Source organism: Streptomyces polyasparticus, assembly GCF_014493765.1.
GTDB classification, from domain to species: Bacteria; Actinomycetota; Actinomycetes; order Streptomycetales; family Streptomycetaceae; genus Streptomyces; species Streptomyces polyasparticus.
The window spans coordinates 146,476-165,654 of sequence record NZ_JACTVJ010000001.1; the positions used below are offsets into that span (position 1 = coordinate 146,476).

At 72.0% G+C, this 19,179-nt stretch carries 18 protein-coding genes; 12 read left to right on the top strand and 6 right to left on the bottom strand.

Annotation, left to right across the window (positions count from 1 at the left end; all coding sequences use genetic code 11):
• Positions 1-5 precede the first annotated feature (5 nt).
• The gene (locus tag H9Y04_RS00565) at positions 6-2,129 is read right to left on the bottom strand and encodes a S9 family peptidase (RefSeq protein WP_187811597.1); all 2,124 of its coding nucleotides are present in this window, start codon (positions 2,127-2,129) and stop codon (positions 6-8) included.
• A 223-nt stretch (positions 2,130-2,352) separates the two neighbouring features.
• Here H9Y04_RS00565 and H9Y04_RS00570 point away from each other — a divergent pair, with 223 nt between their 5' ends.
• The 4 genes from H9Y04_RS00570 (at position 2,353) to H9Y04_RS00585 (ending at position 6,228) form a co-directional block, all read left to right on the top strand.
• Positions 2,353-2,547 carry a hypothetical protein gene (locus tag H9Y04_RS00570; RefSeq protein WP_187811598.1) on the top strand — a complete coding sequence of 65 codons (195 nt, stop codon included), beginning with the start codon at positions 2,353-2,355 and terminating at the stop codon, positions 2,545-2,547.
• A 38-nt stretch (positions 2,548-2,585) separates the two neighbouring features.
• Positions 2,586-3,500 carry an N-acetyl-1-D-myo-inositol-2-amino-2-deoxy-alpha-D-glucopyranoside deacetylase gene (gene mshB / locus H9Y04_RS00575; protein ID WP_187811599.1) on the top strand — a complete coding sequence of 305 codons (915 nt, stop codon included), beginning with the start codon at positions 2,586-2,588 and terminating at the stop codon, positions 3,498-3,500.
• 134 nt (positions 3,501-3,634) lie between these two features.
• On the top strand, positions 3,635-4,006 hold the full coding sequence (locus tag H9Y04_RS00580; RefSeq protein ID WP_187811854.1) for a DUF6113 family protein: 372 nt from the start codon (positions 3,635-3,637) through the stop codon (positions 4,004-4,006).
• Positions 4,007-4,191: 185 nt separating this feature from the next.
• The gene (locus H9Y04_RS00585) at positions 4,192-6,228 is read left to right on the top strand and encodes a hypothetical protein (protein WP_187811600.1); all 2,037 of its coding nucleotides are present in this window, start codon (positions 4,192-4,194) and stop codon (positions 6,226-6,228) included.
• Positions 6,229-6,288: 60 nt separating this feature from the next.
• On the opposite strand, the gene H9Y04_RS00590 is transcribed toward H9Y04_RS00585, so the two are convergent.
• Positions 6,289-7,632, bottom strand: coding sequence for a lipase (locus H9Y04_RS00590; protein ID WP_236070485.1), 1,344 nt, complete (start codon positions 7,630-7,632; stop codon positions 6,289-6,291).
• 258 nt (positions 7,633-7,890) lie between these two features.
• On the opposite strand from H9Y04_RS00590, the gene H9Y04_RS00595 reads away from it, so the two are divergent.
• From H9Y04_RS00595 to H9Y04_RS00610, 4 genes are read left to right on the top strand one after another with little or no spacing between them, the layout of a single operon-like run.
• Positions 7,891-8,823 (top strand): ABC transporter ATP-binding protein, encoded by a 933-nt coding sequence (locus H9Y04_RS00595; protein WP_187811601.1) that lies wholly within the window; start codon positions 7,891-7,893, stop codon positions 8,821-8,823.
• On the top strand, positions 8,820-9,569 hold the full coding sequence (locus tag H9Y04_RS00600) for an ABC transporter permease (protein WP_187811602.1): 750 nt from the start codon (positions 8,820-8,822) through the stop codon (positions 9,567-9,569). The genes H9Y04_RS00595 and H9Y04_RS00600 overlap by 4 nt, the downstream gene beginning before the upstream one ends.
• Positions 9,566-10,822, top strand: coding sequence for a sensor histidine kinase (locus H9Y04_RS00605; protein ID WP_438818052.1), 1,257 nt, complete (start codon positions 9,566-9,568; stop codon positions 10,820-10,822). Before H9Y04_RS00600 ends, H9Y04_RS00605 begins: the two co-directional genes overlap by 4 nt.
• The gene (locus H9Y04_RS00610) at positions 10,819-11,436 is read left to right on the top strand and encodes a response regulator transcription factor (protein ID WP_187811604.1); all 618 of its coding nucleotides are present in this window, start codon (positions 10,819-10,821) and stop codon (positions 11,434-11,436) included. Before H9Y04_RS00605 ends, H9Y04_RS00610 begins: the two co-directional genes overlap by 4 nt.
• A gap of 175 nt (positions 11,437-11,611) precedes the next feature.
• On the opposite strand, the gene H9Y04_RS00615 is transcribed toward H9Y04_RS00610, so the two are convergent.
• Together H9Y04_RS00615 and H9Y04_RS00620 are read right to left on the bottom strand one after the other, a co-directional pair.
• Entirely contained in the window at positions 11,612-12,439 is an 828-nt protein-coding gene (locus H9Y04_RS00615; protein WP_187811605.1) for a transglutaminase family protein, read from the bottom strand.
• Positions 12,440-12,442: 3 nt separating this feature from the next.
• Positions 12,443-13,447, bottom strand: a complete 1,005-nt coding sequence (locus tag H9Y04_RS00620; protein ID WP_187811606.1) for a GNAT family N-acetyltransferase — start codon at positions 13,445-13,447, stop codon at positions 12,443-12,445.
• A gap of 140 nt (positions 13,448-13,587) precedes the next feature.
• On the opposite strand from H9Y04_RS00620, the gene fdxA reads away from it, so the two are divergent.
• The gene (gene fdxA, locus H9Y04_RS00625) at positions 13,588-13,908 is read left to right on the top strand and encodes a ferredoxin (RefSeq protein WP_187811607.1); all 321 of its coding nucleotides are present in this window, start codon (positions 13,588-13,590) and stop codon (positions 13,906-13,908) included.
• A gap of 101 nt (positions 13,909-14,009) precedes the next feature.
• Entirely contained in the window at positions 14,010-15,110 is a 1,101-nt protein-coding gene (gene dapC, locus H9Y04_RS00630) for a succinyldiaminopimelate transaminase (RefSeq protein ID WP_187811608.1), read from the top strand.
• Between the two features lie 106 nt (positions 15,111-15,216).
• On the opposite strand, the gene H9Y04_RS00635 is transcribed toward dapC, so the two are convergent.
• Together H9Y04_RS00635 and H9Y04_RS00640 are read right to left on the bottom strand one after the other, a co-directional pair.
• The gene (locus H9Y04_RS00635; RefSeq protein WP_438818053.1) at positions 15,217-15,822 is read right to left on the bottom strand and encodes an ATP-binding protein; all 606 of its coding nucleotides are present in this window, start codon (positions 15,820-15,822) and stop codon (positions 15,217-15,219) included.
• Positions 15,823-16,189: 367 nt separating this feature from the next.
• Positions 16,190-17,119 carry a heavy metal transporter gene (locus H9Y04_RS00640; protein WP_187811609.1) on the bottom strand — a complete coding sequence of 310 codons (930 nt, stop codon included), beginning with the start codon at positions 17,117-17,119 and terminating at the stop codon, positions 16,190-16,192.
• Between the two features lie 74 nt (positions 17,120-17,193).
• On the opposite strand from H9Y04_RS00640, the gene dapE reads away from it, so the two are divergent.
• A complete protein-coding gene (gene dapE, locus H9Y04_RS00645) occupies positions 17,194-18,297 on the top strand; it encodes a succinyl-diaminopimelate desuccinylase (RefSeq protein WP_187811610.1) in 1,104 nt (367 codons plus the stop codon).
• 123 nt (positions 18,298-18,420) lie between these two features.
• A complete protein-coding gene (locus H9Y04_RS00650) occupies positions 18,421-19,170 on the top strand; it encodes an LOG family protein (RefSeq protein ID WP_187811611.1) in 750 nt (249 codons plus the stop codon).
• Positions 19,171-19,179 lie beyond the last annotated feature (9 nt).

Here is a 19,179-nt window from a genome sequence, read left to right on the forward strand (position 1 = left end):
GGGGCTCAGCCGAGCCCCAGCGACCGCTTGAGGAAGTCCACTTGGAGCAGCAGCAGATTCTCCGCCACCTGCTCCTGCGGTGTCGCATGCGTGACTCCCGACAGCGGCAGCACCTCGTGCGGCCGGCCCGCGGCGAGCAGCGCGGAGGAGAGCCGCAGCGAGTGCGCCACGACGACGTTGTCGTCCGCGAGGCCGTGCACGATCATCAGCGGCCGGGCCGGCTCCGCCGCGCCCGACAGGCCCTCGTCGGTGACCAGGGAGTTCTCCGCGTACACGGCGGGCTGCTCGGCCGGATCGCCGAGATAGCGCTCCGTGTAGTGGGTGTCGTACAGGCGCTGGTCCGTGACCGGGGCGCCCGCGATCGCCGCATGGAAGACATCCGGGCGGCGCAGGACCGCGAGCCCGGCGAGATAGCCGCCGAAGGACCAGCCGCGGATCGCCACGCGCTCCAGATCCAGGGGGAACCGTGCAGCGAGCGCGTGCAGCGCGTCGACCTGGTCCTGCAGGACCACCGCCGCCAGATCGTTCTTGATCACCTTCTCCCAGGCGGGACTGCGGCCCGGTGTACCGCGGTTGTCCGCGATCACCACGGCGAAGCCCTGGTCCGCGAACCACTGCGAGGTGAGATACGGATCGTGCGCGGCGACCACGCGGGCATGGTGCGGACCGCCGTACGGATCGAGGAGCACCGGCAGGGGTCCGTCCCCCTCCGTATAGCCGGTGGGGAGCAGGACGGCGCACGGGATGCGCCGTTCGCCCGCCTCGGTCAGGGTCATGCGCGGGGTGATCCCCGGCTGCTCCGCGTACGACGCGACGACCGCCTTCTGCTTGCCGTCCTTCAGGACCTGCGCCTGCGCGCCGGGGTGTCCCGGCCGGGCCGAGACGAGGACCGTGACGGAGCCGGAGCGGACCGCGGAGTGCACGCCCGGGTCCTGCGAAATCCGTTCCACACCCAGCTCGTTGACCCGGTAGACATGCACCTCGCCGGTCTCCGGGGCGGCGGCCTCCTCGCCCGCGGACGCCTGGATCAGGACATCGCTCTCGCCGATGTCCAGCACCGCACGCACCTGCAACTGGGGTCCGGTCAGCGGACGCCCGCCCACGCTCAGGACCCGCGCCCCGCCCTCGTCCGCGATCCGTACGAGGCGGCCGCTCGGCGACCAGGCGGGGGTGCCGACGAACAGTTCAAGCCATGCCGGGTCCTCGTCCGCGTGCACCATCCGCGTCGAGCCGTCGTCCGGGTTCGCCGCCAGATACACCTGACCGGCCTGGTCACGGGTCTGTACGAGGAGCAGCGGCGCACCCGCCGACGACCAGTGCACCCGGGCCAGATACGGGTAGCGGTCCCGGTCCCAGTTCACCTCGGTGCGCGCACCGTCCAGGCCGAGCACGAACAGCCGCACCTCGGCGTTGGGTGTGCCCGCCGCCGGGTACGCGACCTGTACGGGACCGTTCTCGGGGTGCGCGGGATCGGCCATCCACCAGCGCTGAACAGGGGAGTTGTCGACCCGGGCGGCGAGCAGCCGGTCGGACTCGGGCGACCACCAAAAGCCCCGGTGGCGCTGCATCTCCTCGGCGGCGATGAACTCCGCGAGGCCGTACGTGACTTCGGGTCCCTCGGGCTCCGCGAGCGCCACGTCTCCCTCGCCCTCGGCGCCGACCACCCGCAGCGCCCCCTGGGCGACATACGCGACGAGCCGGCCGTCGGGCGAGGGCCGCGGATCGATCACCGGACCGGGAACGCGCAGTTCACGGGCGGTGCCGGCGCGCAGCTCCGCCGTGAAGAGCCGCCCCGACAGGGCGAAGGACGCCAGCTCCGCCGCCGCGTCGGTCGCGTACGCCACGACACCCGCGCTGAAATCCCGGCTGCGCTCGCGCCGTTGGCGCTCGGCGGCGGGCAGCTGCTCCACGGCGCCGCCCAGCAGCACGTCCGGGTCCGCGGCGATCCGCTCCGTACCGTCCTCCACGTCAAGCACCCACAGCAGATTCGCCCGATCCGTACCCGAACGGGACCGCAGGAAGGTCACGCGCTCTCCATCGGGTGACACGGTGAACGCGCGCGGAGTACCGAGGGAGAACCGCTGAGTACGCGCATGCCGGCGGGGGAAAGACTGCTGTCCGGATGTCATCCCCCGAGGCTACTGATCCGGGCGCCGGTACGCCTCCCTGCGAGCACACCCGCGCCAGGCCCTCGCCGACGGCAGTGTCCGGAATGCGTGCGCCCCCATGTGCTGCCATGCACCATCCATGCGTTGGTACGGAAAGTTATGATCCGTAGCGCTGGGTGGTAGGAACCTGGCGGGGCCCGTACTGCCTTACGGGTCATGGAACTTGATGCTTGGAGGCGGCCGCGTGGCACTCTCGATCTCGGCGGTGGTGCTGTTTGCGATCCTCGTCGTCATCTTCATCAAGAAGTCCGGTCTGAACGCGATGCATGCGATCGTCTGCATCCTGCTCGGCTTCTACCTGGCGAGCTCCTCGGTCGCCCCGACCATCAGCGACGTGACCACCAATATCGCGGGGATGCTGAGCGACATCCGCTTCTGACCAGGGGCCGGGCGCCGGGCGCCTCGTACGCTTGCCCCATGACCGAACAGCCCGCACCGCCGGAGAGCCGCCGGCTCCTCCTGGTGCACGCGCACCCCGACGACGAGTCGATCAACAACGGCACCACCATGGCCAGGTATGCGGCCGAGGGTGCCGAGGTCACGCTCGTGACCTGCACGCTCGGCGAGGAGGGCGAGGTCATTCCGGCCGATCTCGCCCACCTGGCGCCCGACCGCGAGAACACCCTGGGCACCCACCGCATCGGTGAACTCGACCGCGCCATGAAGGAGCTGGGCGTCATCGACCACCGCTTCCTCGGCGGCCCGGGGCGCTTCCGCGACTCCGGGATGATGGGCCTGGCCACCAACGACTCGGGCTTCTGGGGCGCCGACCTCGACGAGGCGGCGGCCGAACTGGTCGCGGTGATCCGCGAGGTGCGCCCCCAGGTCCTCGTCACGTACGACGAGAACGGCGGCTACGGTCACCCCGACCACATCCAGGCCCACCGCGTGGCCCTGCGCGCCGCGGACCTCGCGGCCGAGCCGGCCTTCCGCCGCGACCTCGGCCCGGCGCACACCATCGCCAAGGTCTACTACAACCGCGTGCCGCGCTCGGTGGCCGAGGAGCGCTTCGAGGTGCTGCGCGGCGCGCTCGGCCATCTGCCCTGGTCCCAGGCCGCCGTGATCGGTGACGTGCCGGGTGTCGTCGACGACGCGGCCGTCACGACGAAGATCGAGGCGGGCCCGTACGGCGCCGCCAAGGCCGCCGCGATGCGCGCCCACGCCACCCAGGTCGAGGTGGTCGAACCGTGGTTCGCGCTCTCCAATAATCTGGCGCAGCCGCTCTTCGCCGACGAGTACTACGAGTTGGTACGAGGAGAGCTCGGCGCATCCGCAGGACAGCTGGAGGACGATCTCTTCGCCGGCCTGCCGCTGGAGGAGGAGAACGCATGAGCACCCCGAAGCCGTCGCGTGCGAGCGGCGGGCCCAAGCCGTCGAAGCCGTCTCGTGCGAGCGGCGGACCGAAGCCCTCCCGCGCGAGCGGCGGACCGAAGCCCGAGCAGCCCGCCCAGGAGCCGGCGCCGCGCATGTCCACGGGGCTGCGTGTGCTCGTCCATGTCCTGCTCGTCGTCCTGGGCGCCGCCGTCGGCGTCGCGGGTGCGCTGCTCCAATCCGCCTGGTTCCCGGCCGGGTTGCTGCTCTCGCTGCTCGGTGCGGCCGGACTCTTCTACGGGGGTGCGCGGGCGCTCGGCGCGCGTTCGGGGGCATTCGCGCCCGGTGTGGGCTGGCTGCTCACCGTGCTGTTCCTGACCACCACCCGGCCGGAGGGCGATTTCGTCTTCGGCTCAGGAGCGAGTTCGTACCTCTATCTCCTCGGCGGTATGGCAGTTGCTGTGATGTCCGCCACCCTTGGCGCACCGTCGCAACCAGGCGGACTAGCTGCCCGACTTGCCAAGTGACGTACGACTTACGAAGTCTGATCCGTCCGTATTTGCCGACGGTCACACGATGCCGCCGGGGCGCGGCCAGTATGGTGGTGCGCGCCGCCGGGCCGTCCACATACGGTCGTTTGCAGAACGGGACTCGGGAAACGAGCCCCGGAGTGACGAAGGCCGGGCGGTGAAGCCGATCGGGAGAACCTGCCTTGAGTCGTGAAACAGACAGTCCGTCCTCCGGGCCCCAGGGGCGCGGAGGTGCCGCCTATCCCTCGGGCACGCCCGCGTACGGAACTCCGTCGGGCGGGCCGGACGCGGGCTTCGACGCGGACCGCATGGAACCGCCGCAGCCGCCGGCCGACGAGCCCGAGACGCAGACCACGCTGACCACGCGCATCCGGATCAACATCCCCGGATCGCGGCCGATCCCGCCCGTCGTGATGCGCAAGCCGATGGGCGAGGGCGGCTCCTCGTCCACCCAGGACATCCCCGGTGTGCCCAAGGCCGAGGCCGCGCCCGAGCCGGCCCCCGAGCCGGAGCCGCCGGCCGCGGACAAGAGCGACGAGAAGGCCAGCGACTGGTTCGCGCCGCGCAAGCCGGCGCCGGGAGCCAAGGGTTCCGGCGCGGGCGGCCCGGCCACCACGGGCGGCCAGTCCTCGGGCCCCGCGCCGCGCGGCGACCTTCCGTATCGCAACGGGTCCGTGCCCGAGACCCCGCAGGAGGCCCCGCGCCCGAAGAGCGGTCTGAGCGACCTCGCCGGCGACACCGGCCGTGGTGCGCCCCCGAGTTCACCCTCGGGCCCGCGGCCCGGCGCCGCGGGGAACCCTGCCGCGGGCGGTCCGCCCGGAGCCGCGGGCAACCGTCCCGCCGGCGGTCCGCCCGGAGCCGCGGGCAACCGTCCCGCCGGTGGTCCGCCCGGCAGCACGCTCGGCGGTCCGAACGGCCAGGGCCCGATGGTCCCCGGCACACCCGCCGCCCCGTCCGGTCCCACCACGGGGCCGGCGACCGGCGCGGGCGCGCCGCCGACCCCCTTCCGCAAGCCGGCCTTTCCGGGTACGCCCGCCGCCGAGCCGCCGCGGATGAGCGATGACACCGCCGTCCTCACTCCGCAGAAGCCGGCCCCCGCGCCCGCGCCGATCCCGGCGCCGGGTCAGGTCTCCGGCTCCACGCTGACCAGCGGCATCCCGGTGGTGCCGCCTGGTCAGGGCGCGCCGCCCAGCCCGTTCGGCGCGCAGAGCCCGCCGGTTGCCGAACCGCCGGCGCCCGCTCCGGCCGCGAGCAGCCCGCGCCCCGCGAAGAAGGGCCGCAGCAAGCTGGTCCTCGCGGCGAGCGGTGTCATCGGCCTGCTCGGTGTCGCGTACGGCGCCGGTCTCCTGATGAACCACTCCGACGTGCCCAAGGGCACCACCGTGCTCGGCGTGGACATCGGCGGCGGCACCCGCGACGACGCGGTCAAGAAGCTGGACGCGGCGCTCGGCAAGCGCACCACGCAGCCGCTCGAACTCACCGTGGCGGGCAAGAAGGCCGAGCTCGAACCCGAGCAGGCGGGCCTCTCGCTCGACACCCAGGCCACCGTGCGCGCGGCGGCAGGCAGCGACTACAACCCGGTCTCGGTGATCGGCTCGCTGTTCGGCGGCGAGCGGGAGATCGAGCCCGAGATGCCGGTCGACGAGGAGAAGCTGACGGACGCCCTGGAGCGCATCTCGGGCTCCACCTCGTCGGGCGAGGGCGGCATCACCTTCTCGCCGGGCAAGGCGACGCCCGTGTACGGCAAGGAAGGCAAGCGGATCAACCCGCAGGGTTCGGTCGCGGCCATAGAGGCGGCGTACCGCCAGCAGGTCGAGACGGGCGAGCGCGCCGCGGTCGAACTGCCGGTCTCCACGGCCGCACCGAAGGTGGCCAAGGAAGAAGTCGACCGGATGATGAAGGAGTTCGCGACTCCGGCGATGTCCGGGATGATCACGATCCGGGTGGACAGCGGGCAGTTCGTCCAGTTCTCTCCGGAGAAGTCGATCTACAAGTTCGTCAAGGTGGTGGCGACGCCCGAAGGCAAGCTCACCGAGAAGTACGACGAGACCGTGCTCAAGGGTCTCTACGGTTCGACCTTCGACGGCGTCATGATCACGCGGGGCACCGGCCAGAAGACGGCGCTCAACGAGAAGGACGTCATCGTGGCGGTCCGCCAGGCGCTGCGCGGCAAGACCGAGGCGGAGCGCACCGTCACGATCGAGACGAACCCCAGCTGATCCGGTCCTGAAGGTCCGGGCGAGCCCGGTGCGACACCTGTCGCGCCGGGCTCGCCCGCTTCACGACCGCCGCAGCTGCTCGAACCACCGCACCACCGCCGTGGTGCCCGCCAGGTTCGCCCCCAGATGGCGTGAGCCCGCGTAGTCGACGGCGCCCAGATCGACGACCGGTACCCGGGCGCCCTCGTCGCGCAGCCACTCCTGGCACCGGTCGGTGTTCTCCGTGACGGCCTGCTCGTCTCCGGAGGCCATGTAGAGCCGCGTCGGCACCCGCGGCGCCCAGTCCTTGCAGACGCCGTCGGTCCCGCGCAGCGCCTCGGCGAGACCGCCCGCCGGGCGGGCGAGCAGCGCACGCCCGTGCGGGGTCAGGAGCTCGTCGACCGTGCCGGGTGTGCCGCGCATCAGCTGCTCGCCGGTGTGCGCGCCGTCGAAGAGCGCCTCCACCGTGCGGTCGTAGGGGGCACGGAAGACCTCGGCGGGATCGTCGTAGAACGGGTGCAGCCGGTTGAAGGCCACCAGCGCGTACGCCGTGTACAGCACACCGGACTTGGCCTCCACGCGCCCTTCGAGCAGCGCGGGCAGCTCCGTGCCGCCGAAGTCGTACGCGCCGCTGATGGGTGCGAGCGCGCCGAGCCGGAAGTACGGGTCGGCGCCGCTCTGCAGCGCGCGGCCGAGGGCCAGGGCCGCCGAGGCGCCCTGCGAGAAGCCGGTGACCTGGACCTCGCGCTCCAGGGTCCGTCCTGTGCGCGGCGCGAACGAGCGGGCGGCCCTGAGCATGTCGAGCGAGGCCGTGGTCTCGGACGGGATGTCCATCCAGGGGTGCAGGCCCGGCCCCTTGCCCATCCCCAGGTAGTCGGGCCCCACCGCGGCCGCGCCCGCGGCGGCGTGGGCGATCACCGGCGCGGAGACGAAGGCGGCCCGGCGCATGGAGGGGGAGTCGTCCTTGTGGCTGCCGGTGCCGTGCGCGAAGGAGACCGCGGCGAGGCGGCGCTCGCCGTTCAGCGGCAGGACGAGCAGCCCGCTCGCGGTGGTGGGCCGGCCCTGGGTGTCCACGGTCCGGTAGACGAGCCGGTGGGCGGTCACCCCGTGCCGGGCGTCACCGGCCGCGAAACCGGCCTGCCGCAGCTCGGCGGCGACGGCGGCCGGCGAGGCGAGCGTGTACAGCTTCTCGGCCGACACCAGGGTGCCGCGCCCGTGGGACGGCGCCTCCCGCTCGTGCGCGGCCGACGGCGGCGCCTGGGCGGCGGCAGTGGTGGCCGCCGTCCCCAGGAGCAGCCCGCAGCAGACCAGGGCCGCACCGGCCCGCAGCGCGGCGGCCCGGTGGCGGGTGCGTCGGGTGCGTCGGGTCCGACTGATGGGGGCGTCGGGGCGAGTGGGCGGCTGAGGGGACGGCCGAGCAGACATCGAATCCTCCAACTGGCTTACGTGAAAGGCCAGTTCAGCTTCGCCGCGACAGAGTGCGGACACATTGGAGCGGCCCCCCGGGCCCACCGGGTGTCAGCCCCACCCCGCGGCCCCCGGCCACCTTGTGCGGCACCGCGCCCACCTCGTACGACACCACTTCGTCCGCCACCCGCGGCCCCCCCGTATGACACCTGTCATGCCGGACCCACGACCGCCGGCACTGCCGGGCGCACCCCATACGGAGTGATCGTGGATCACATGACGACCTCAGCGATCACCGCCGCCCGGCGCACCGGGGCCGTGCTCTTCGACAGCGTGACCAAGAGCTACGGCACCGTCCGCGCGGTCGACGGCCTCACCTTCGCACTGCACCCCGGCGAAACCGTCGCCCTGCTCGGCCCCAACGGCGCCGGGAAGTCCACCACCCTCGATCTGCTCCTCGGGCTGCGGCCCGCCGACAGCGGCACCGTCGAGGTCTTCGGCACGACGCCCCGCGAGGCGGTCGTGGCGGGACGGATCGGCGCGATGCTGCAGAGCGGCGGGCTGATGGAGGACGTCACCGTACGGGAGCTGGTGGAGCTGGCCTGCGCGCTGCACCCCCGTCCGTATCCCGTGGACCAGGTGCTCACCCGGGCCGGTCTCGCCCAGATCGCCGGCCGCAAGGTGAACAAGCTCTCCGGCGGCCAGGAGCAGCGCGTACGGTTCGCCCTCGCCACGGCCGGCGACAGCGACCTGATCGTGCTCGACGAGCCGACCACCGGCATGGACGTCACCAGCCGCCAGGACTTCTGGGCCACCATGCGCGAACAGGCCGCCGCGGGCCGCACCGTCCTGTTCGCCACGCACTACCTCGAAGAGGCCGACGCGATCGCCGACCGCGTCCTCGTGCTGCACCGCGGCCGGCTCCTCGCGGACGGCACGGCCGCCGAGATCAAGGCGAAGGCCGGTGCGCGCAAGGTGTCCTTCGACCTCGACACCGCCGTGGACGAGGCCGCCCTGCGTGCGCTCCCCGCCGTCGGCTCCCTCGAGATCTCGGGCCGTACGGTCCGGCTCAGGTCCCACGACGCCGATGCCACGGTCCACGCGCTGTACGCGACAGGGCTCTACCCCCACAACCTCGAGGTCGCAGGACTCGGCCTGGAACAGGCCTTCGTCGCCCTCACTCAGGCCGAGGAGGCCAGGACGGCATGAACACCTTCACCTCCCGCGCGCTGATCCGGCTCGAACTGATCCGGGCGCTGCGCAACCGCAAGTTCCTGTTCTTCTCGGTGATCTACCCGTCGGCGCTCTTCCTGCTGATCGCGGGAAATGCCGACAGCACCGAGCGGATCAGCGGTCTCACCGTCCCCACGTACATGATGGTGTCCATGGCCTCCTTCGGAGCCCTGACGGCCGTCCTGATGGGCAACAGCGAACGCATCGCCAAGGAGCGCGAGAGCGGCTGGGTGCGCCAGCTGCGCCTGACCGCGCTGCCGGGGCGCGGCTATGTGCTCGCCAAGACGGCGAGCGCGGCCGTGGTCAGCCTGCCGTCCATCGTCGTGGTCTTCGTGGTCGCCGCATTCGCCAAGGACGTGCAGCTGGCGGCCTGGCAGTGGTTGGCGCTCACCGGCACCGTCTGGGCGGGCAGCCTGGTCTTCGCGGCGCTCGGCGTGGCCCTCGGCTATCTCGCGACCGGTGACGCGGTGCGGCCGCTGACGATGATCGTCTACTTCGGTCTGTCGATGCTCGGCGGCCTGTGGATGCCGATGACGACCTTCCCGCAGTGGCTGCGGGACATCGCCGAATGGCTCCCCACCCACGCGTACGCGGCGCTCGGCCAGGCCATCGAACTCGGCCACGCGCCGGGCGCCCGCGATCTCGCGACTCTCGCCGTGTACTTCGCGCTCTTCGTGGGCGGGGCGGCATGGCTGTACCGGAAGGATGCGCTGAAGGCGTGACAGCGGACGACCGTGCGGCAGGTGCCGCTGACGACCGAGGCCGTGCGGCGGCCGCCGCCGACGACATCGAGATCCCCATCGGCCGGCCGCCGGCGAACCTCAGGGTGGCCCTCTCCAAGATCCTGTGGATCGGCATCTGGCTGGTCTTCCTCGCCTCCCCGGTGATGGACCTGGTCCACCGCGAACACGGCGCGCCCGCCACGATTCTGGGCTGGCTCGGCCTCGCCGTCTTCGTCGCCACGTATCTCTCGCTGGTCTTCCGCTTCACCTCCCGCGTCGACGCCTGGCTGGTCCCGGGCGCGTCCCTGGTCTTCCTGTACGCGCTCGGCTCGGTGCTCGCGTACAGCCTGGGCGACGCGTGGCTGGGGATCTTCGTCTACGTCTCCGTGGCGATGGGCGCGGTGCTGCCCTTCCGGGCTGCGCGCTGGGCGATTCCGCTGGTCACCGCCACGATGATCCTGATCGGCACCCGCACCGAGCCGGTCGGCGAGGTGGTGGCCTCGCTCGGCCTTCTCACCTTCATGATCGGCTTCGCGATGTGCGGCATCCGCCAGCTCGTGCGCACCACGATCGAGCTGCGCGAGGCCCGTGCGACGGTCGCGGAGCTCGCCGCGAACGAGGAACGGCTGCGCCTGGCACGGGACTTGCACGACCTCCTCGGCCACTCGCTCTCCCTGATCACGCTCAAGAGCGAGCTGGCGGGCCGGATGCTCCCCGCCCACCCCGACAAGGCGGCCGAGCAGGTCGCGGACATCGAACGCGTCAGCCGCCAGGCGCTCGTGGATGTACGGGAAGCGGTCACGGGCTATCGCAGGGCGAAGCTCTCGGAGGAACTGGCCGGTGCGCGCACGGTGTTGGCGGCGGCCGGGATCGCCGCGACCGTGCCGGCCGTGGCCCCGGCGCTGCCCGAGCCCGTGGAGGAGGCGCTCGCCTGGGCGCTGCGCGAGGCGGTCACGAACGTCGTACGCCACTCGGGGGCCCGCCGCTGCACGGTGGACCTGGCCGGCCGGCAGACGCTGGACGGGCCGGTGTGCGAACTCGTCGTGGAGGACGACGGTTCGGGCGGATCCGGGACGCAGGGCAACGGTCTGACGGGCCTCGGCGAACGCCTCGCGGCCGTCGACGGCACCTTGGAGGCGGGCCCGGGCCGCAAAGGCTTCCGCCTGGCGGCCCGGGTGCCGCTGGGGTCCGCCGCCTCGGACCACGCCTCGCCGCCGCCGGAAACGGGCGCACCTCTAGGATCCGACCTATGACCCCCTCCCCGATCAAGGTTCTCCTCGCCGAAGACCAGTCCATGGTCCGCGAAGCGCTCGCGGCGCTGCTCGGCCTGGAGCCCGACATCGAGGTGGTCGCCCAGGCCGCCCGCGGCGACGAGGTGCTCGACGCGGTGCGCGCCCACGCCCCCGATGTGGCCCTCCTCGACATCGAGATGCCGGGCGCGACGGGCCTGGAGGCGGCGGAGCAACTCCAGGCCGCCTTCCCGGACTTGAAGGTCGTCATCCTCACGACGTTCGGCCGCCCCGGCTACCTGCGCCGCGCGATGGAGTCCGGCGCCTCGGCCTTCCTGGTCAAGGACGCCCCGGCCGCCCAGCTCGCCGAGGCCGTGCGCAAGGTCCTCGCCGGCGAGAAGGTCATCGACCCGGCCCTCGCGGCCGCCGCGCTTGCGGAGGGCGCCGACCCCCTCACGGACCGCGAACGCGACGTGCTCCGCGAGGCGGCGGACGGCGCGACCAACGCCGAACTGGCCACCCGCCTCCACCTCTCCCAGGGCACGGTCCGCAACTACCTCTCGACCGCCATCCAGAAACTGGCGGCCCGCAACCGCGCGGACGCGGTGAGAATCGCCCGCGAGAAGGGCTGGCTGTAGTCCCAGGCCCTGCGGATCTTTCAGCCCCTGCGGCGTTTGAGCAGATCCGAACGAAGTTCGGATGCAGGGGTCCGGGGCGCAGCCCCGGTTTCGGGAAGGGGCGGGGCGGGGCGGGGAGAAGGGTCCGCCGCAGGCGCCACCCACCCGCACTCGGCAACCCACCCGCCCCCAGGCGTCAGTTGAGCCGGGCCCGAGCCCCCCGAGCCTCAACCCGCACCCGCTCCGCCACCCCCCGATCCACCGCATCGACCACATCCGCGTACGCCTCGAGCTCCACCGCCCCCCGTACGAACTCACCGCGCTGCAGCAGCAGTTGAGCCCGCTCGTACCGCAGCCGCGCCGGATGCGAGGGCAGCAGCAGCGAGAGTTCCACCGCCCACAGCGCCACCCCCGACTTCTCGGGACGCGCCGCCGCCCACGCCCGGATGTTGTTCAGAATCCGCAGCACGGTGTCGAGCGGCGAGGCGGGACGCAGCATCGAGGGATGGAGCGGAGCCCCGGTGGCGCCGGCGACCAGCAGCTCCGCGTCGTTGCCGCTCAGGACCCGCCCGCCCTCGAAGGGATCGGCGAGCACCGGCTCGGCCCCCGCCTCGCCGAAGCCGACGACGAAGTGACCCGGCAGCGCGACTCCGTAAACGGGCGCACCCGCCCGCCGCGCGACCTCCATCCAGACCACCGAGAGCAGGATCGGCAGCCCTCGCCGGCGCCGCAGGACCTCGTGCAGAAGCGAGGATTCGAGCCGCTGGTAGTCGGCCGGCGCACCCCGGAACCCACAGCGCTCACCGAGGAGTTCACCCACCGCACGCGCCCACGCGAGGGGCGCGCCGGGGCGGTACGGAAGGAGCCCCGCGAGCCGGTCGAGCTCGACCTGCGCCGTGTCGATCACCGTCGAATCCACCGCCCCCTCGGCCTCCGCCCCGATGAGCAGACACAGCAGAGCGAGGTCCGGCCGTTCGGCCCGGGCCTCCTCGGCGAACTGGTCACGCCACTGCGACTCGGTCATGGCTCAGGACGGCTCCGCGGGCCGGTGGTAGTGGTAGTGGTGATGGACCGCGAAGCCCATGGCGTCATACATCGCCTGCGCCCCCGAGTTGCCCGCCTCGACCTGCAGCCAGGCCGCCGAGGCGCCCTCGTCGAGCGCCCGCCGGGCGAGCGCCGTCATCACCGCGGTGGCGAGCCCCTGGCGCCGGTACGCGGGGTCGACCTCGACCGCCATGAACCCGGCCCACCGCCCGTCGACCACACACCGCCCGATCGCCGCGGGCGCCCCGCTCCCGGCGGGCACGGACGCGAACCAGACCGAGGGCCCGTTGTGCAGCACCTTGAGCACGGCGGGGGAGCCCTCGCCGAAGCGCTGGTACCGGCTCAGCCACGCCTCGTCACAGGTCCGCGAGAGCCGCACCCGCGCCACATCGGCATCGATGTCCCCGACCGGCGCGAGCCCCCCGATCCGCACCTGCGCATACGTCTCGGGCAGCCAGCCCCTCGACTCCAGCTCGGCGCACAGCAGTTCATGCGTGCCCTCGGCCCCGGTCGACGTCTGGACGAACGGAGGCAGCCCGCGCTCCGCGTACCACTCCCGTACGCGGGACAGCGCCTCGTCGAGCGGCATCCCGGGGGAGCCGAGCGCGAGCACCGAATTGGCGCGCCGCGTGAAGCCGTCCGCGGCCCGCAGCTCCCAGTCGCCGAGCGGCTCGCTCTCGACCGGCTGCCAGCCGCGCGCCGTCACCCGCGCCAGCTCATCGAAGGACGTCGCAGGTCCCCGCCTGCGCGCCGGAGCGGCGGGAACGATTTTGCCCGCGACCAGGCGGGATTCCGGGATACGGACAGCCGTACCGTCACGTCGTGTGATGAGCAGCACACCGTCGGTCCACGATGTGAGAACCCCCACCGTGTCGGTGAACTTCCCACCCGGTGTCCCGGGATCGGTCACGGCTCGGACGGAGACCCGTTTGCCCACGTCAGAGCGGTTGATGCGGATTTCGAGAAGACCGCCACCGATGATTTCCACAGCTCAGTCCGCCCCTCCTGTTCGGATCATGCCCCGGAACGGAGATACTAGGTGCGGGCATCGACGACGCCGCGCTCCCGCGCGCCAGGTGGCGGAGGCCCAGGAGGCCCGCCAGCGCCCTATCGAGGAGGAACGACAGCGTGACTTACGTCATCGCGCAGCCTTGTGTCGACGTCAAGGACAAGGCGTGCATCGAGGAGTGCCCGGTCGACTGCATCTACGAGGGCTCCCGGTCCTTGTACATCCACCCGGATGAGTGCGTCGACTGCGGCGCCTGCGAGCCGGTCTGCCCGGTCGAGGCGATCTTCTATGAGGACGACACTCCTGAGGAGTGGAAGGACTACTACAAGGCGAACGTCGAGTTCTTCGACGAGCTCGGCTCCCCGGGCGGTGCCAGCAAGCTCGGCCTGATCGAGCGCGACCACCCGTTCATCGCCGGCCTGCCGCCGCAGAACCAGTAGTTCCGAGCGGCACCACGCCTTTCCGGTCCCCGTACGGCAGTTGACCGACTGCCGTACGGGGCCGAGGTGTTTTCTGTACGTACGAGAAAGTGAGCACCTTCGTGAGCGCAGTCTCCGACCGTCTGCCTGTCTTCCCCTGGGACAAGCTCGAGCCGTACAAGGCCACCGCCGCCGCCCACGCGGACGGCATCGTCGACCTGTCGGTCGGCACCCCGGTGGACCCGGTGCCCGAGCTGATCCGAAAAGCCCTGGTGGACGCGGCGGACTCGCCCGGCTACCCCACGGTGTGGGGCACGGCCGAGCTGCGGGACGCGCTCGTCGGCTGGTGCGAACGGCGGCTCGGTGCAAGCGGGTTCACGCACCGCAATGTGCTGCCGACCGTCGGCTCCAAGGAACTCGTCGCCTGGCTGCCGACCCAGCTCGGTCTGGGCCCCGGTGACAAGGTGGCGTACCCGCGGCTCGCGTACCCGACGTACGAGGTGGGCGCTCGTCTGGCCCGCGCCGACTACGTCGCGTACGACGACCCGACGGAGCTCGACCCCACCGGCATCAAGCTCCTGTGGCTCAACTCGCCCTCCAACCCCACCGGCCGCGTCCTCACCAAGGACGAGCTGATCCGGATCGTGGCCTGGGCCCGCGAGCACTCCATCCTCGTCGTCTCCGACGAGTGCTACCTGGAGCTCGGCTGGGAGGCCGAGCCGGTCTCCGTGCTGCACCCGGAGGTCTGCGGCGGCTCGTACGAGGGCCTGATCGCGGTGCACTCGCTCTCCAAGCGCTCCAACCTCGCGGGCTACCGCTTCGCGTTCCTCGCGGGCGACGAGAACCACCTGTACGACCTGCTGCAGATCCGCAAGCACGGCGGCATGATGACCGCCGCTCCCGTGCAGGCCGCGGCCGCCGTGGCGCTCGGCGACGACGCGCACGTGGCCGAGCAGCGCGCCCGCTACGCGGCCCGCCGCGAGGCGCTGCGCGAGGCGCTGACCGGGCACGGGTTCCGTATCGAGCACAGCGAGGCCAGCCTCTATCTGTGGGCCACCCGCGACGAGGACTGCTGGGAGACGGTGGCGCATCTCGCCTCGCTCGGCATCCTGGTCGCGCCCGGCGAGTTCTACGGCGAGGCCGGCCGGACCTTCGTACGCGTGGCCTTCACGGCCACGGACGAGCGGGTCGCGGCGGCCGTGGAGCGGCTGCGCAAGGGCTGACCTGCGGATCAAGAGGCGCCTGACCGCCGCACAGGAGGTGCCGAACAGGCCGAAGGGGCCCGGGAGTTGCTCCCAGGCCCCTTTCGCATACGGACGCGTCCGCGGATCAGCCGCCGATCGGCAGGCCGCCCATCAGGCCGTCGGTGGGCAGACCGCCGCCCGCGACCGGCAGACCGCCCTTGGTCAGGCCGTCGGTGGGCAGGCCGCCCTTGGTGAGACCGTCGGTGGGCAGACCGCCCTTGGTCACGGCGTCGGTGGGCAGACCGCCCTTGGTCACGGCGTCGGTGGGCAGACCGCCCTTGGTCAGCGCGTCGGTGGGCAGGCCCGAGCCCACGACCGGCAGTCCGTCCTCGGTCGCGGCCTTGGCGCTCTCGCCGAGCACCTTGCCGGCGCTGCCGGCGACCTCGCCGGCGGCCTTCTGCACGGCGGGCGTGGCGGTCTTGCCGGCCTTGCCGACGGTCTTGCCCGCGGTCGGTACGGCCTTCTTCACGGTCTTGGAGCCGGCATCGCCCGCGAGGCCCGAGACGTTCTGCGCGGTGCTGTCGATGGTGTCGCCGAGGCCCGCGCCGTCCAGGGCGGTCAGCCCGCCGAGGTCGGGTGCGGCCGGGAGGTCGACGGCGCTCGCGGAGCCGGCCGCACCGACCGCGGAGGCCGCTCCCGCTGCGGTGAGCAGCGCGGCACGGGCGATCCGACGGGTCAGGGGGAGGGACATGATGCTCCTTTTGGACGGGGAAGTAGAACGTTTTCTGTCCTGCCGGATCCGGCTCACGGACTGCCGCATCCGGCGTACGGACGCCGTGACTACCGCTCGAAGCGCGGGAAGGTTGCGGTCCGGCAACGTAAAGAGTTGGCAATGCGTCGCATCATCGTCTGCGGCGAAATCCGGGCAAAATCGGCCCTTCGCCGGGGCTTGTGGACGCGCCACTTCCCTTTGTTCTCAAGGGATTTGAGGACCAGGGGACCGTACGTAGAAAAACTGGTCCCAGAGGTCGCGCGTACGCCACCGGGCTAACTCTCACGGGTGAACGACCGCACGGCTGCCCACTGACGTTCCGGAGGTCTCGCGGCGGCCGCCGGGCTCAGGACGCGGTGACGATGAGGACCTCTGCGGCGCCCGCGTCCTTGCCGGAACCCGCACCGGGCCCGGCGTCGCGCCACTGCCCGTCGTTCTCGCCGGCGACCCACTCGCGACCGTCGTACACGACCCGCTCGAGATGCAGCGCCGAGGCCTGCGCCACGGCCCACTGCGCGAGCTCCCAGCCGCGCCGCTCGTCGCCGGCCGTCACCGGTACGTGCACGGTGCGCTCCTGCTCGGCGGCCTTCTTGTCGTCCGTGACCTCGGCCCCGGCCGACTCCGTACGCGGCAGTACGCCCTTGCCGAAGTCCCGCGCGAGCAGCGAGCGGACCTCGGCCGGATCACCGGCCTGCACGGCCGCGGGACCCTCGCACTTCAGCGCACCCGCGGCCCGCCCGGTGAGCGCGGCCGAAAGCAGCGCGGCATCCGGCTCGTGCTTGGCGTACGCCTGCGGGAACCCGCTGCGCTGCACCTTCTGCGCGGCGACCGTCAGCGGAAGCCGCGAGTAGCCGGGCACGTCCTTGAGGCCGTCGTAGAACTTCCCGGCCGAGTACACCGGGTCCATGATCTGCTCGACCGTGCCCCAGCCCTGCGAGGGCCGCTGCTGGAAGAGGCCGACCGAATCGCGGTCGCCGTGGCTGATGTTGCGAAGCCCGGACTCCTGCAGTGCGGTCGCGAGCGCGATGGTCACGGCACGCTCGGGCATCTTGTGCGCGGTGCCGACCGCGGAGATCGTCGCCGCGTTCTCGGCCTGCTCGTACGTCATCTCGTACGCGGCGCCGCCCGCACCGACGACGGTGCAGCGCGGCGCGGGCCTGCCGCCGCCCTCGTACTGGACGACCAGATACCCCGCGAGCGCGAGCAGCACGACGAAGGCCGCGCCGTACCTCACAAGACGGCCGCGGCCTGCGACGGCGGGGGACTGACCAGGCACGCGGACCACCGTACTGGAGTCCGCACCACGGACGGGCACGGTCCTCACCCGACCCGGACGTTAGGCTCGCCACCATGGCCGACCAGCAGACCCCGTACCCCCAGCCGACCTCCCTCGACCTCGACGCCGACGCGGCGAAGCTCACCGCCCAGCTCGTCGACTTCGCCTCGCCGAGCGGCTCGGAGAAGCCCCTTGCCGACGCGATCGAGACGGCGCTGCGCGCCCTGCCGCATCTGACGGTCGACCGCTTCGGCAACAACATCGTGGCCCGCACCCACCTCGGCCACAGCGAGCGCGTCATCCTGGCCGGCCACATCGACACGGTCCCGATCGCGGACAACGTGCCCTCGCGCCTCGACGAGGACGGCACGCTCTGGGGCTGCGGCACCAGCGACATGAAGTCCGGTGTCGCCGTCCAGCTGCGCATCGCGCAGACCGTGCCCGCGCCCAACCGCGACCTGACCTTCGTCTTCTACGACAACGAAGAGGTCGCCGCCCACCTCAACGGACTCGGCAAGGTCGCCGAGGCCCACCCCGACTGGCTCGCGGGCGACTTCGCGATCCTGCTCGAAGGCACCGAGGGCCTCGTCGAGGGCGGCTGCCAGGGCACGCTGCGGGTCTTCCTGAAGTTCAAGGGGGAGCGGGCGCACTCGGCGCGCGCCTGGATGGGCTCCAACGCCATCCACCGCGCCTCGAAGGCCCTGGCCGCCCTCGCCGCGTACGAGCCGCGCAAGCCGGTGGTCGACGGGCTGCAGTTCCACGAGGGACTCAATGCCGTACGGGTGGAGGGCGGCGTCGCGGGCAACGTGATCCCCGACGAGGCCACCCTGGTGGTCAACTTCCGCTACGCGCCCGACCGCGACATGGAGAACGCTCTCGCCTTCGTACAGGACTTCTTCGCGGACTGCGACGTCGACGAGTTCGTGGTCGACGACCACTCGGGCGGCGCCCGCCCGGGTCTGACGCACCCGACGGCCGAGGCCTTCCTGAAGGTGGTCGGCGGCGAGCCGCGCCCCAAGTTCGGCTGGACCGACGTGGCCCGCTTCAGCGCCCTCGGCGTACCGGCCGTGAACTTCGGCCCGGGCAACCCGATCTACGCCCACAAGGTGGACGAGCGGGTGGACACGGCGAAGATCCTGGCGGGCGAGATCGCCCTGCGGGAGTGGCTCACCGCCTAGCGGGCGCCACCGCCCCGCACCCGCCACCGCCCGCACGCCCGTAATTCCCCGCCCGGCAACCCCAACCGACCTACCCTGATCAAGCACGCCGCAAGGCATGCGCACCAGCGGAAGGAGAAGGTCATGGGCAGTCCGGGAGCGCAGGGGGAGCCGCAGGAGCAGTACCTCGGTCCGGTGGTGCGGCGACGGGAACAGGTCACGCACGACACCACCGACCGGCGCCTGCTCGACACCGAGGGCGACTCGGAGTGGGTGCACACCGATCCCTGGCGGGTGATGCGGATCCAGTCGGAGTTCGTCGAGGGCTTCGGCACGCTCGCCGAACTCCCCAGCGCGATCAGCGTGTTCGGCTCCGCGAGGACCCCGGCCGACACCCCGGAGTACGACGCGGGCGTCGCGATCGGCCGCGCTCTCGTCGAGGCGGGCTTCGCCGTCATCACCGGCGGCGGGCCCGGCGCGATGGAGGCCGCCAACAAGGGGGCGCGCGAGGCCAACGGTGTCTCCGTCGGCCTCGGTATCGAGCTCCCCTTCGAGCAGGGCCTCAACGAGCACGTCGACATCGGGGTCAACTTCCGCTACTTCTTCGTGCGCAAGATGATGTTCGTGAAGTACGCGCAGGGCTTTGTGGTCCTGCCGGGCGGCCTCGGCACCCTCGACGAGCTCTTCGAGGCCCTGACCCTCGTCCAGACGCGGAAGGTCACCCGGTTCCCGATCGTGCTCTTCGGCTCGGCGTACTGGAGCGGCCTGGTCGACTGGCTGCGCGACACGGTGATCGCGCAGGGCAAGGCCTCCGAGAAGGATCTGCTTCTCTTCCACGTGACGGACAGCGTGGACGAGGCCGTCGCCCTGGTGACCAAGGAGACGGGCAAGTAGCGGCCCGGC

Excerpts from the sequence above, each read along its gene's own strand:
- H9Y04_RS00610 (WP_187811604.1), top strand. The coding sequence starts at position 10,819 with ATGACCCCCTCCCCGATCAAGGTTCTCCTCGCCGAAGACCAGTCCATG.
- mshB (WP_187811599.1), top strand. The coding sequence starts at position 2,586 with ATGACCGAACAGCCCGCACCGCCGGAGAGCCGCCGGCTCCTCCTGGTG.
- H9Y04_RS00600 (WP_187811602.1), top strand. The coding sequence starts at position 8,820 with ATGAACACCTTCACCTCCCGCGCGCTGATCCGGCTCGAACTGATCCGG.
- H9Y04_RS00565 (WP_187811597.1), bottom strand. The coding sequence starts at position 2,129 with ATGACATCCGGACAGCAGTCTTTCCCCCGCCGGCATGCGCGTACTCAG.
- dapE (WP_187811610.1), top strand. The coding sequence starts at position 17,194 with ATGGCCGACCAGCAGACCCCGTACCCCCAGCCGACCTCCCTCGACCTC.
- H9Y04_RS00595 (WP_187811601.1), top strand. The coding sequence starts at position 7,891 with ATGACGACCTCAGCGATCACCGCCGCCCGGCGCACCGGGGCCGTGCTC.
- H9Y04_RS00650 (WP_187811611.1), top strand. The coding sequence starts at position 18,421 with ATGGGCAGTCCGGGAGCGCAGGGGGAGCCGCAGGAGCAGTACCTCGGT.
- H9Y04_RS00635 (WP_438818053.1), bottom strand. The coding sequence starts at position 15,822 with ATGTCCCTCCCCCTGACCCGTCGGATCGCCCGTGCCGCGCTGCTCACC.
- H9Y04_RS00580 (WP_187811854.1), top strand. The coding sequence starts at position 3,635 with ATGTCCACGGGGCTGCGTGTGCTCGTCCATGTCCTGCTCGTCGTCCTG.
- H9Y04_RS00615 (WP_187811605.1), bottom strand. The coding sequence starts at position 12,439 with ATGACCGAGTCGCAGTGGCGTGACCAGTTCGCCGAGGAGGCCCGGGCC.
- H9Y04_RS00590 (WP_236070485.1), bottom strand. The coding sequence starts at position 7,632 with ATGTCTGCTCGGCCGTCCCCTCAGCCGCCCACTCGCCCCGACGCCCCC.